Source organism: Candidatus Marsarchaeota archaeon, from assembly GCA_023473665.1.
In the GTDB taxonomy this organism is placed as follows: Archaea; Micrarchaeota; Micrarchaeia; order Micrarchaeales; family Micrarchaeaceae; genus JAMCYM01.
In genome coordinates, this window is record JAMCYM010000001.1 from 105,991 (window position 1) to 117,508 (window position 11,518).

11 protein-coding genes, 2 tRNA genes and 1 rRNA gene are annotated in these 11,518 nt (G+C 55.1%); 10 read left to right on the plus strand and 4 right to left on the minus strand.

The annotated features are described in order from the left end of the window. Nucleotides 1–16 precede the first annotated feature (16 nt). Nucleotides 17–2,773 (minus strand): AAA family ATPase, encoded by a 2,757-nt coding sequence (locus M1158_00645; GenBank protein ID MCL5099619.1) that lies wholly within the window; start codon nucleotides 2,771–2,773, stop codon nucleotides 17–19. A 128-nt stretch (nucleotides 2,774–2,901) separates the two neighbouring features. Between M1158_00645 and M1158_00650 the strand changes: the two genes are divergently transcribed. From M1158_00650 to M1158_00660, 3 genes are all read left to right on the plus strand, one after another. Further along, nucleotides 2,902–3,002, plus strand: a tRNA-Tyr gene (locus M1158_00650). 26 nt (nucleotides 3,003–3,028) lie between these two features. Beyond that, complete coding sequence (locus M1158_00655) at nucleotides 3,029–3,535, plus strand: hypothetical protein (protein ID MCL5099620.1); 507 nt, start codon at nucleotides 3,029–3,031, stop codon at nucleotides 3,533–3,535. An 83-nt stretch (nucleotides 3,536–3,618) separates the two neighbouring features. Continuing rightward, nucleotides 3,619–3,690: transfer RNA gene (locus M1158_00660), tRNA-Asp, on the plus strand. Between the two features lie 12 nt (nucleotides 3,691–3,702). Here the strand turns inward: M1158_00660 and M1158_00665 are convergent. Both M1158_00665 and M1158_00670 read right to left on the minus strand, forming a co-directional pair. After that, complete coding sequence (locus M1158_00665; protein MCL5099621.1) at nucleotides 3,703–4,785, minus strand: hypothetical protein; 1,083 nt, start codon at nucleotides 4,783–4,785, stop codon at nucleotides 3,703–3,705. An 11-nt stretch (nucleotides 4,786–4,796) separates the two neighbouring features. Further along, nucleotides 4,797–6,008 carry a hypothetical protein gene (locus tag M1158_00670; GenBank protein ID MCL5099622.1) on the minus strand — a complete coding sequence of 404 codons (1,212 nt, stop codon included), beginning with the start codon at nucleotides 6,006–6,008 and terminating at the stop codon, nucleotides 4,797–4,799. 157 nt (nucleotides 6,009–6,165) lie between these two features. Here M1158_00670 and rpl1P point away from each other — a divergent pair, with 157 nt between their 5' ends. Genes rpl1P through rpl12p form a run of 3 tightly spaced genes read left to right on the plus strand, consistent with a single transcriptional unit; the run spans nucleotide 6,166 to nucleotide 8,010 of the window. Next, entirely contained in the window at nucleotides 6,166–6,798 is a 633-nt protein-coding gene (gene rpl1P, locus M1158_00675; protein MCL5099623.1) for a 50S ribosomal protein L1, read from the plus strand. Between the two features lie 13 nt (nucleotides 6,799–6,811). Then, nucleotides 6,812–7,651 carry a 50S ribosomal protein L10 gene (rplJ, locus tag M1158_00680; protein MCL5099624.1) on the plus strand — a complete coding sequence of 280 codons (840 nt, stop codon included), beginning with the start codon at nucleotides 6,812–6,814 and terminating at the stop codon, nucleotides 7,649–7,651. 47 nt (nucleotides 7,652–7,698) lie between these two features. After that, nucleotides 7,699–8,010, plus strand: coding sequence for a 50S ribosomal protein P1 (gene rpl12p, locus M1158_00685; GenBank protein MCL5099625.1), 312 nt, complete (start codon nucleotides 7,699–7,701; stop codon nucleotides 8,008–8,010). 1 nt (nucleotide 8,011) lies between these two features. Here rpl12p and M1158_00690 read toward each other — a convergent pair whose 3' ends face one another. Beyond that, complete coding sequence (locus M1158_00690) at nucleotides 8,012–8,734, minus strand: M48 family metallopeptidase (protein MCL5099626.1); 723 nt, start codon at nucleotides 8,732–8,734, stop codon at nucleotides 8,012–8,014. 91 nt (nucleotides 8,735–8,825) lie between these two features. On the opposite strand from M1158_00690, the gene M1158_00695 reads away from it, so the two are divergent. The 4 genes from M1158_00695 to M1158_00710 all read left to right on the plus strand — a co-directional run. Beyond that, on the plus strand, nucleotides 8,826–9,470 hold the full coding sequence (locus tag M1158_00695; protein ID MCL5099627.1) for a hypothetical protein: 645 nt from the start codon (nucleotides 8,826–8,828) through the stop codon (nucleotides 9,468–9,470). Between the two features lie 14 nt (nucleotides 9,471–9,484). After that, the gene (locus tag M1158_00700) at nucleotides 9,485–9,754 is read left to right on the plus strand and encodes a DNA-directed RNA polymerase subunit L (protein ID MCL5099628.1); all 270 of its coding nucleotides are present in this window, start codon (nucleotides 9,485–9,487) and stop codon (nucleotides 9,752–9,754) included. Between the two features lie 5 nt (nucleotides 9,755–9,759). After that, complete coding sequence (locus M1158_00705; protein ID MCL5099629.1) at nucleotides 9,760–10,320, plus strand: DUF99 family protein; 561 nt, start codon at nucleotides 9,760–9,762, stop codon at nucleotides 10,318–10,320. 236 nt (nucleotides 10,321–10,556) lie between these two features. Continuing rightward, nucleotides 10,557–11,518: ribosomal RNA gene (locus M1158_00710) — 16S ribosomal RNA — on the plus strand; the annotation flags it as partial.

Below are 11,518 nucleotides of genomic sequence, written 5' to 3' on the forward strand. Positions count from 1 at the left end.
GTCGCATCAGCTTGCGCTAGCGCTGGCCGTATTTCGCGTAGAAGGCCAGATAGCTGCTCATCACCGAGTCCGGCGCCGAGGGCTTCATCTTGTGTATTATGGATAGCATGTCGTCCATGCGTACGCTCTCGTCTGCGCCGCTGTCCATGGCCCTCTCCATCACAAGCGTCTTGGCCTCCCTGCATGTGCTGGCTATGTCTGCGCCTGTGAAGCCCTTGGTCTCGCTGCCAAGCCTTGCATATGGGAAGTCCTTTTCAACCGGCACCTTGCTAAGATAGGCTTTGAAGAGTGCTGCCCTATGTGCAGCATCTGGCGGCCTGACGAATATCAGCTTGTCGAACCTGCCCGGCCTGAGTATCGCAGGATCGAGCGCGTCAGGCTTGTTAGTCGCACCCACAACCACCACATCTACGTTCTTGCGTATCCCGTCCATCTCCTGCAGGAACTCCCCGGTCACCTGTGCGGCGTACTCGCTCGCCCCTCCTCTGTCAGCCACCAGGTCGTCTATCTCGTCTATGAATATTATCGAGGGCTTGTTCTCCTGCGCCCTGTAGAATATGTCCTTTATCGTGGCTCCCGCTCTCTCCATGCCGCCCTGCTGCAGCGTCGCTCCGTTTATCTCGAGCATCGTTATTCCGCGAAGCTCGTGGGTTATCGCCTTCATCAGCATAGTCTTGCCGGTGCCCGGCGGCCCGAAGAGGAGTATGCCGTTTATATTCTTTATGTCGTACTTCGCTATCAGGTCGGGATGCATCAACGGCAATTGCACTGCCTCAACAACCGCCTTCTTCGCATCCTCGAGGCCTATCACGTCGTCGAACGATATGCCTGTATCGGAATCAGTGCCCGTTGACGTTACGCCGCGCGACCTGTCGAAATCGAGTTTGAATTTGTTGTACTCGTCGACCTGTGCCAGCGATGTCGAAGCCTTCGTCTTCCGTATTGCGTCCTCAAGGTCATCCATGCCTATCTCTATTATGCGATGCTCGGCTGCAGCCCTCTGGGCGACTTCCTGCGCGACATTCTGGCACACGCCGCGTATGTCTGCGCCGGAATATCTCTCAGTAGCCTTGGCGAGCTTGCTTATGTTGACATCCTTCGCGATCGGCAGCTTCGACAGGTAGATGTCGAATATGGCCTTTCTGCCCTTCTCGTCGGGCAGGTGCATGTATATGACCCTGTCGAACCTGCCCGGCCTGAGCACAGCCGAGTCCAGCGCGTTGGGTATGTTGGTGGCGCCAACTATCAGCACCCGGTCCAGCTTCTCAAAGCCGTCCATCTCCTGCAGGAACTGCGAGAGCAGGTGCCTGTGCACGTCATCGGTTTCGGCCAGCCTGCTCGAGCACACCGTGTCTATCTCGTCTATGAACAGCACGCAGGGCGTGTTCTTCTTCGCGGTGTCGAATATGCCAGCCAGAATCTTTTCGCTTTCGCCCGGATACGCAGATATCAGGTTTGCGGACTTGACGTAGTAGAAGTTCGCGTGTATCTCGTTGGCGAGCGCGCGCATCATCATTGTCTTGCCTGTGCCCGGCGGCCCGAAGAAGACTATGCCTTTTACCGGATTCACATTGTAGGCGCGCGATACGCCTCTCTGCTCTATCGGCCCTATCGCGGCCTCTTTGAGCTCCTTCTTAACCCTGTCGTAGTTGCCCACATCGTCGAATGTCTCAGTCACGTTGCCCTGCTCGAGGTCCTCGAACGCCTCGCCGAACTTCATCCTGACATCCTGCTTCTTGACGTCGAGGGCCTTGACTATATGGATGTTGTAGAGCTCCATGAACGCTACTGCAATTGGCGCGAGCACGAAGCTCGCGAACGGTATCACATACATGATGGCCTGGCCAGAATACAGCGCCAGGCCGAGGGCCGTTATCGGATATGCGAGCCCTATGAACGAGGCCTTGGTGCCCTTGTACTTCGACCTGCTTGTCACAGCCACAAGGTCTATCCCGAATGCCATTGCAACTGCAATTGCAAGCTGGAGCAAGTAGAGCATGCTGTTCGCTAGCGAGCTTATCAGGCCGAGGAACGTGTAGTCTATGCCGTCTATCACAGCGCTGCTCTTGAACAGCGCGTATGCGCTGCCGCTTGAAGAGGCGAGATTCTGCAAGGTGAGGCGCGGCAACTGAGGCGTGATGTATGCGAGCGACGGGTTGCCTAGCAAAGCAGAGTGCGCTGCGGCCGCATTGTAGATTACAAATGCATAGTTCTGCACTCCCAGCACCCCCGAGAGCGCAGCTATCCCGATGAACGCTATCACATAGACGATCGCCGCACGCCTGAAACCGACGACCAGCGGCGTAACGATAAGAAACGGTATGAAGAAGGTGTAGCCTGCGGGCGAGAAGGCGAGCGCCACGAGTATGTATGCGAACATCATTGTGCGGTAGTGCATGTAACCGTATACTAGCGCGACGGAGATGATGAACATGAATACGAGCGCCAGTGCTGGAACCGTATACATGAGCATCGGGAAGGTTATGGCCATCAGCGCGATTACTCCGATGAACGGTTTGTACAGCGCGATCGCAAACAGCGCCACTGCCAGCGCGGCCACAAGAGCATATGGATAATAGCCGAATGCATAAGTCGCGGCAAGAAATGCCGCGAGCGCCAGCGCAGCATCTATGAAATTAGAGTTAGTCGCGATCCTGAGCAGCTTGTCCTTGAGGGTATAGAAGCCTATGGGCAGAAGCTTGTGCCTCTCCTTGACAAGTCTCCTTACCCTCTCGCTCTTGACCGTAGACCGTTTAAGGTCCAACGCAGACATCGCGCACCCTCTCCCTAGCCAATAAATCTGTTGCGGCTTACATATCTCTTTAAGTTAATATTTAAATGTGCCGAGGGTTCCCCAGCGCACTAAAAGCATATTAAGGTTGTCGTGCAATTTTTATCCGGCCCGTTGTAGCTCAATGGCAGAGCGACCGGCTGTAGTTTGTTAGCTTCTTGCAAAACAAGAAGATACCGGTAGGTTGGGCGTTCAACTCGCCCCAACGGGACTGTTCCAAAGCAAAGTGGTTGTTAGATGGCAACGATTCAGAAAGGTGCGCAGAGCGCCCAATCAACGGCGCACGGATCCTCGACGGGATCAACGCAGGCATCGCCATATACCGCAAACAGGCCGAAGGCTGCATTCATACTGATGCTGATCGGCGGCATAATGATACTGCTGTACGCTGTGCTGATACTTCTTGGCGGCCTGGCGGCGGTATCCCTAGCAGGCAAGGTGACCGGCAACACACTTGTAATAGGAAACACCACTCTCACGCTCAACCAGACTGAGATAACTGCACTGAAGAATGCGCCAAGCACGCTATATCCGACTGGCGGAATAGGCATTGTCGCAGGGCTTGTGGTAATAGTAATGGCGTTCATGATGTGGAAAACAGGAGACATAAAGCGCATGCACAACCTTTCCATCATAGCGCTAATTGCGTCTATTGCCAGCTTCTTCGGCGGCGCAGGCTTCCTGTACTTAGGCATGGGATTGGCAATAATCGGGAGCGTGCTAGGCATGCTGTACAAGGGCTGAACAGAAGTAGGGCCGTGACGGCGCCCTCCTTTGTGCACGAACGGAACGCTTATAAAAGACTGCGGCATTAATCAATACGCGCTGCCTTGGTGGTGTAGTGGTCAGCATACGACCCTGTCACGGTTGCGACCCGGGTTCGAATCCCGGCCAAGGCGTCTTCTGAATCGTTAGTATCTGCTTAAGCGTTCTGCGAAATGGTCGAACAGTCCCTGATAAATGCCGAGCATGTGCTTGAAGTGCCTTCTACCTTCCTCGCTGCCCCAGTAGGGTTGGCTGCCCATGTCGCCGATTATTGTGCCAATCATTCTTTCCAGCATGAGGAAGTCGATCTTCCGCCCGAAGTTCTTGTCTCTTTTGACTACCGGGATGGTCCTGTAGACCTTGAGCCATTTTTCAACATAAGCTGTTACTTCCTTAAGCGTGCAGCTGTTGCTGTGTATCTGGAGCAGGTTCCACCATACGTTCTTCGCAAGATCGTTCCATTCAAGGGCATAGCGCCACAGTATGTTCGACAGGATCCTGTAAGTGCCATCCCGCATCCTTAGCACATGCTGCGCCATAAGCTCGCCGTGCATGAACTCCAGCTTCATCCTGGGAATGTACTCGGCCGCCAGCGGATAGAACCTTACGAGACACCGTGCGTAGTCGTCGAACTCCAGCCTGCCCCTCTCTTCCGCATTGGACCTCCACCTCTCAACGGACTTCATGACCGCCTCGAGGGCCGTCGAGCTCCGCGACGGCGTGCTGATATGGATCCTGCCGGGATCGGCGCTCACCCAGGGCCTTGTTATGGCTCTCGTCTTGTACTCTTGGTAGAATCTTGCAAATTCCTTCATCTGCCTCTCTGTGGCGAACGGTGTGCCATATATGGGCCGCCCCTCTATCAGTTCGCTTATCGTGAATCCGTAGCCCCTCTTGGCGCTCCATTCCTCGTTCCTGTATATTTTCGGTGCGTGAATGATCTTGCTCCTGTTTTGCCTTTCAAAGTTCCTTGCCATCAGGGCTTCAGATACCTCGACCTTGAGGCCCTGCAGCTTGAGCACTGCGGGTTTGCCCTCGTACGTGCCGCTGTAATGTACGCTCCCCAGGAGCGGTTTACCCTTCGCATAAATCTGTTCTCCTCTGAAAATCTCCTTTTCGGGCACGAAGCCCGTTTTTCTGATTACCTCGTCTAGCACTCTCTTCTCGCCGCCAATCAGTGCGTTTGGTGCGCTCTTTTCTGCGAAGCTGACGGCCGTGCACTTCTCCATGTACTCACTATCTAAACTATCCTTATCCTCTTGCCGTAATAATCAAGGAACATCTTCTCTATAGCCCTTTTCGTCTCGTCGAGCCCTGCCGCCGTCTCCTTTTCCTGCGCCCTTGCAGATTCGATTGTTTCCGCGGCCCTCCTTCGCGACTCCCTGCCTTCCCTGAGTCTCGCGAGCGCGTTTCTTGAGAGTCTTATGCTGCCCTCAAGCTCGAGCCTTTTTACGTCAAGGTCTCTGAGCGCAGATATCATGCCGTAGATGTCTGAGCCCATCAGCTCGTCCAGCGCCTCCATCAGCCTGTTTTTGTTGTCGGTCTCTATCACGCCAGAATCCAGCGCAGCCCTCAATCCCGAGAGCATGTGCCTGAACTTTTTGTATTCGGATTCGTCTGCCATCCTGGCGACCGGCTCTGCCATGAAATCCGTGAGCCGCTCCTTGCTGCCCGATGCGTGGTCGAACTTCCTGGCGGTGCGCTCCAACGGTGCGAGCAGCCGGTTTATCTCCGCATGGGTCGCCGAGCTTTCTGCATTGAGCATTTCAAGGTCTCTCTCACTCTGTGAAAGCTCCCTGCTCAATCTTTCCTCCTCTGCGCCCTCGAGCGTGCCTCCAGATGCTGCCATCGAGAGCGATTCTATCGTGTCGCTGCTCATTTTCAGTTCGTCGGTCATAGCGCGCAAGGTGTCGAGCCGCTCTTTTACCGAATTATACTCTGCGAGCTCCCTGCCCATGCGGCCGAGCGTGCCCCTAAGAAGCTCCTTCTGCTTCTCTATCGAGGCGAAGGCCTTCTTCAGATCGCTCGTGTAATCGGCATACGAATAAAGCGCCTGCTTGAACTTGCTGTTCGCCATGAGCGTCTCCTCGATGAAGCGCTCCGTCTTCAGCAGCACAGCATTGTACCTCTCGTATAAGTTGGGCCCGCTGCCAATGTCGGCGCTCCAGCCGTTCAGTATGCGCTTAAGCGCTGTAGAATAAGCCTTCTTCTGCTCCTTCAGCGCAGACGCGTTGTTTACGTATGGGTTCTCTATATCCGGTTCGGCCTCAAGATCGGAGAAAGCATCGCAAGCCCTAGAGTACGTTTCCTTGGCGCTGCCAAGTTCGCGCAGGCACGCGCCTGCCCTCGAGTCCAGGCTGCCAAGCTTCATGTCGAAGGCCGAGTCCAGCAGGTCGTAAAGCTCATCCTGCCCTACATTAGCCGCATTGCCGCCTTCACGCCTGAAAAGCATTTGTACCGGGTACGATTGCTCAGCCAAAGTTAATATGCTGTACGATGGCCGGCCTGCAAAACCTTATAAATGTTGATGGCGCAAACCTAGTGCAAAGGATAAGTAACGTAATTGCTGATTTTCCCGCAATTACTGCAGCTTGCAGGAGGGATACATCATGGAAAAGGAAGCTCTGGAGAAGCTCGAAGCCTTTATTAACGAGAACAAAGGCAAGCGCAAGTTCACGCAGAGCGTAGAGCTTGCGATAAACTTCAAGGGCATAGACTTCAATAAGCAGGACAACAGGCTCAACCTGCAGGTCATGCTGCCCGAGGGCCGCGGCAAGGAGAGCCAGGCTATGGTGTTTGCAGACAACAAGACAATAGCGGAGAAGGCCGCCGGCCTTGGCGCAAAAGTTGTTACGAGCGGCGAGCTGGGCGCTATAGCCAGCAACAAGGGCCGCATGGCCGAGCTGCTCAACTACGAGCTCGTTGCCGAGCCTGCGCTCATGGCCCAGATAGCGAAGGTGCTCGGGCAGTTCCTTGGGCCGAAGAACAAGATGCCAAGGCCGCTCGTTGGGGTCGATGTCGCGAACGTGATAAACACGATCAGCAAGTCCGTCTACATACGCAGCAAGGGCAAGTATCTGCCAACAGTGCACTGCGTTGTCGGCACGGAGAAGATGACCGCGCAGCAGCTCGCAGCGAACATAGACGAGGTCGTCGGCTCGATAGCAAAGAAGGTGGGCAGGCAGAACATACGTTCGGTGTACGTGAAGCTGACGATGAGCGCGCCAATGAAGCTGCAGTAAATAGATGATATAGATGCTTAGCAAGGACCAGAAGAGGAAATTCGTCGAGGACGGCATAACGGCCGTCAAGGCGAGCAAGGTCATAGGCGTTGTGCCCCTGGCAGGCATACCCGACAGGCTCTTCCAGAAGTCGAGGAACGGCATGCGCAGCTCGGTCAGGTTCATAACGGGCAGGAAATCGCTGCTGTCGAAGATTCTTGAGGGTGACGCGAAGACGAAGGAGCTCGCCAGTGAGCTCACTGGCACATCTGCAATAATGCTCAGCAACGGCAATCCGTTCGAGATATACTCCTGGTTTAAGGGCGGCAGCATAAAGCTGGCGGCGAAGCCGAAGCAGGCGGCGCCAGAAGACATCCACATAGAGGAGGGCGAGACCAGCCTGCAGCCTGGCCAGGCCGTGACCGACCTGAAGAGCGCAGGCATAGACGTCAAGATCGACAAGGGCAAGGTAGTGATATCGAAGAGCAAGGTGCTCGTGAAGAAAGGCGAGCTGATAAGCCTGCAGGTGGCGAAGGCATTGCACACGCTTGACATAATGCCGTTCCACGCGATGCTTACTCCGTCAGTCATGCTCTCTGACGGAATCGCATTCAGGCCGGAGGTGCTCGACATAAATCCAGAGCACACGTCTGCCGAGATAGCGCAGGCGTTCGGAACCGCGCTCTCGCTGAGTCTTGCGGCCGGCATAGTGAACGCTTATACAGTCGGCAGCCTGCTCACGAAGGCATACCGCAGCGCCATCATGCTGGGCATAGAGGCGAAAGCATATGACAGCGGCATAGTAGAGATGCTGCTTGGTGATGCAGCGATGCACGCGGCAGCGCTGAACGGCGCAGCAGGCGTAAATCAATAAATATGTTGGGAAAGAAGATATTGGAATTGCGATAAAAAGGTGAAAACATGGAATACGTATACGCTGCACTGCTCCTGGACGCGGCTGGCAAGTCTGTTACCGAGAAGGACCTTATGGAAGTGGTCAAGGCTGCGGGCTTTTCGCCAGACGAGGCGCGCGCAAAGGCAATGGTGGAGTCGCTCAAGGGCGTCGACATAAAGGACGTGATAAAAAGGGCCCAGAGCGCTCCCGTGCAATCCGCTCCAACGGCTGCCGCAGCAGCACCGGCCGCCGCGCATGAGGCTAAGAAGAAGGAGCCTGCCGAGGAGAAGAAAAGCGATGAGGAAGCAGCAGGAGGCCTCGCCAGCCTGTTCGGCTGAGCTAGGGCTTTATCAGGTGCGAGCTGTCCTTAAGCCATTTTCGCGCATCCCTATAATTAGGCGCAGCTCTCGCCACCTCGTCCCAGAACCGCTTAGAGTGGTTGCGCACCCTTGTGTGCGCGAGTTCGTGCGCGATCACGTAATCAAGCACGCTTTCCGGCGCGTAGAGCAGCTTCAGGTTTATGCTTATCCTGTTATTGGGTGAGCATGAGCCCCATATTACCGAGTTGTCGCGCACCACAACCCCGCTCAGGACTGAGCCAAAATGCGCGGCATTGATCCTGACTATGCGCTCCTCGACATAAGGCTTGGCAGCCCTGGCCACTACCTTCGAAGCCAGCCTCGAAACTATGCGCGCATCATAGCCGTCTGGGGCATAGACGAGCACCGAATCGCCCGAAAGTCTGGCCGCATAGCGCTTCCTTCCATTTATCAGCCTTATGCTGAGCCGTCTGCCCCCCACCTCAGTCACCTGGCCGTCGCCGAATCCCAATGTTTTGTCAGCGAGGAACCTGCCGGGGTTTTTTTCTATCGCGCGCCTCATCCTCTTGTACAGATTGTCGGCTGCGGCGCTGGCCGCGCGCTTCCCCATCCAGCGCGGCAGCCTTATCACGATAACGCCGTCCCTGACGCTCGCATGCGCATTTTTGAGCCGCGCCTTCTCGACTCTGACCCCAATGGCCATGCTACCTGCCATCACTGCATCGAACTCCAACTTAACCATCCAATCAGAAACCAATAAATTACTTTAGGAGAGAATCTTAATGCTTATTATCGATCTATTACTGCTCAGCAAATTTTGAAAGTGATCATAGATGGGAGCTGAAGAGAAGGAACTAGTAATGCCAGGCGACAGGCTCTCCACAGAGGAGGAGTTCCTGCCTGCGTCGAACACGTACGTTGAATCTGGCAGCATCTACTCGCTCGTACCGGGCGAGCGCGTTGCAGGCGAAGGCAAGATAGGGGTCAAGAGCATAGGCAGGGAAATAACGAAGTTCAGGAAATCGATGCTCGTGCTTGGCACTGTGATAGGCGACCTGAAGAGCGTGCTGTTCGTCAAGATCGACGACCTTGCGCTAGGCAACAAGGACTACATAGCGATAAAGGACGGCAAGGTAGTGCTTGCCGGCCATGGCGGCCCGCGCCCCGGTTTCCATGACAGGCGCGGCCCGCCAGGAAGGGAGCATGAACGCGAGGCCCGCCCCGCTGCATTGGGCGACATATTGCTCTCAAGGATACTGTTCGACGAGGGTGACTCATTCGTGCTTGACCTGCGCAGCCCGGAGTTAGGAGTGGTCTTTGCGCTGTGCGAAGAGTGCAATTCGCCCCTCGAGGCGAGGCAGGACGGTACGCTTTACTGCCCGGCGTGCAAGCACGTCGAGCACAAGAAGGTCAGCAGCCTGTACGGCATGTCATCTGAAATAAAGAAGGCATTGGCCGGAAATGCGGGGCTCGCTTAGATTCGGTGGTTACCATGGAGATCAATACTATCAAGGAAGAGGGCAAGGAGCTGGTCATAGAGTTCGTTACCAAGGACATGACAATACTAGATTTGGTAGCAGGCGAGCTGCTGCAGAATGACGACGTGGAGTTCGCAGGCGTGGAGAAGGACCACCCTGAGATAGGCAATCCGCGGCTTGTCATACGCACCTCCAAGAAAAAGCCGAAAGAGGCTCTGGAGAAGGCGCTTGAGAATATTGACGAGACATTTTCTGACATGAAGAAATCTTTCTCGAAGAAGTAGTTTCCGTGAAGTCCGGCGTACGCATGCTCGCTCTCGCGAGCGGGCCGATATACGGGCGCAGAAGGAAGCGCACTCTTGTTGTAGGCGTAGTCGGAAGGGCCGGCGTAGTCGAGGGCGTGCTCTCCGGCCGCGTGACCATAGATGGCGACGATTCGGCCAGCGTCGTGATACGCATGTTCAGGAAGTCGCGCTTCAAGGAGCAGATAAGGGCCATCGTGGTGAACGGCATAGCAATGGCCGGCCTGAACGTAATCGACGTGAAGGCAGTAGAGGACAAGGCGCACGTGCCGCTGATGGTGCTCACACGAATACGGCCTAATGTCAGTGATTTCATGAAGGCGCTTGACAATTACGGGAGCACCGGCAACCCCGTGCATGAAAGGAAGTCCCTCGTGGAACGCATGAACAAGGAACGAGGCTTCACGAAAATATCTGGGTTCTACGTGCAGTCAGGCATGAAGGCCGCTGAGCTTAAAGGCATAGTGCCCGCGGCGTTCGAATTGCTACGGCTCGCCCATCTCATAGCAAGGGGCATCAGCACCGGCATATCAAAAGGAAGAGTGTAAGAAGGCCCGCAGCCGGCTGGCTTCCGGCAACATTTCCAATAATTTTTTTCGCCGTGGCGCAGCAAGCTATAAATACTTTCTTATGAGCAAATACTATCGCTCATTGCTGTTTTTGCTGAGCGAGCATCGAGCATCTAGCATGCCCGATGCCCAATGAAAATTCCTGCTTGGAATTGGATGCAGTCTTGAGGAGTGCAATAAGGTACCGACAATTGCGATGCGGCTTTCAGCAATCGACTCCAGTCGATGCTGCTGGAGGACACTGCTATCAGATTTCGACAGCCATGCAAGTCTGCTCTATGGCTTCATAGGGCGGCGTACGGCTCAGTAACGCGTAGTCAATCTAACGCACGGAGGAGCACACCCCCGGGAAACTGGGGTTAATTCTCCATAAGCAAGGGCATCTGGAAGGAGCCCTTGCCAAAAGGGGCGCAAAATGCAGCGCTTCCGCCATGCGATGAGACTGCGTCGGATCAGGCAGATGGCGGGGTAACGGCCCACCATACCGATAACCCGTAGGGGATATGGGAGTATGAGCCCCGAGAAGGGCACTGAGACAAGGGCCCTAGCGCTACGGCGTGCAGCAGGCGCGCAAACTCCACAATGCGCGTAAGCGTGATGGGGGGAATCTGAGTGGCTTACTTTGTAAGCCTTTTGCCAAGTATAGCAAGCTTGGCGAATAAGTGCTGGGCAAGACCGGTGGCAGCCGCCACGGTAATACCGGCAGCACAAGTGGTGTCCACGATTATTGGGCTTAAAGCGCTCGTAGCTGGCCTATGCCGTCTCACGTGAAATATTGGCGCTCAACGTCAATGCGCGCGCGAGATACCCATAGGCTAGGGAGCGGGTGAGGTCAGGGGTACTTACGGGGGAGGGGTAAAATCCTGTAATCCTGTAAGGACCAACGGTGGCGAAGGCGCCTGACTAGAACGCATCCGACAGTGAGGAGCGAAGGCTAGGAGAACGAATCGGATCAGATACCCGAGTAGCCCTAGCAGTAAATTATGCAGACTCTGGTGTTGCAAGTATCATGAATGCTTGCAGTACCGTAGCGTAAGTGTTAAGTCTGCCGCCTGGGGAGTACGGCCGCAAGGTTGAAACTTAAAGCAATTGGCGGGGGAGCACACAAGGGGTGGATGCTGCGGTTTAATTGAATCCAACGTCGGAAATATTACCAGAAGCGACGGCAGGGTGAAGG

Coding starts and splice junctions, on each gene's coding strand:
- M1158_00670 (MCL5099622.1), bottom strand. CDS start 6,008: ATGCTTTTCAGGCGTGAAGGCGGCAATGCGGCTAATGTAGGGCAGGAT.
- M1158_00695 (MCL5099627.1), top strand. CDS start 8,826: ATGGGAGCTGAAGAGAAGGAACTAGTAATGCCAGGCGACAGGCTCTCC.
- M1158_00645 (MCL5099619.1), bottom strand. CDS start 2,773: ATGTCTGCGTTGGACCTTAAACGGTCTACGGTCAAGAGCGAGAGGGTA.
- M1158_00665 (MCL5099621.1), bottom strand. CDS start 4,785: ATGGAGAAGTGCACGGCCGTCAGCTTCGCAGAAAAGAGCGCACCAAAC.
- rplJ (MCL5099624.1), top strand. CDS start 6,812: ATGCTTAGCAAGGACCAGAAGAGGAAATTCGTCGAGGACGGCATAACG.
- rpl1P (MCL5099623.1), top strand. CDS start 6,166: ATGGAAAAGGAAGCTCTGGAGAAGCTCGAAGCCTTTATTAACGAGAAC.
- M1158_00700 (MCL5099628.1), top strand. CDS start 9,485: ATGGAGATCAATACTATCAAGGAAGAGGGCAAGGAGCTGGTCATAGAG.
- rpl12p (MCL5099625.1), top strand. CDS start 7,699: ATGGAATACGTATACGCTGCACTGCTCCTGGACGCGGCTGGCAAGTCT.
- M1158_00655 (MCL5099620.1), top strand. CDS start 3,029: ATGGCAACGATTCAGAAAGGTGCGCAGAGCGCCCAATCAACGGCGCAC.
- M1158_00690 (MCL5099626.1), bottom strand. CDS start 8,734: ATGGTTAAGTTGGAGTTCGATGCAGTGATGGCAGGTAGCATGGCCATT.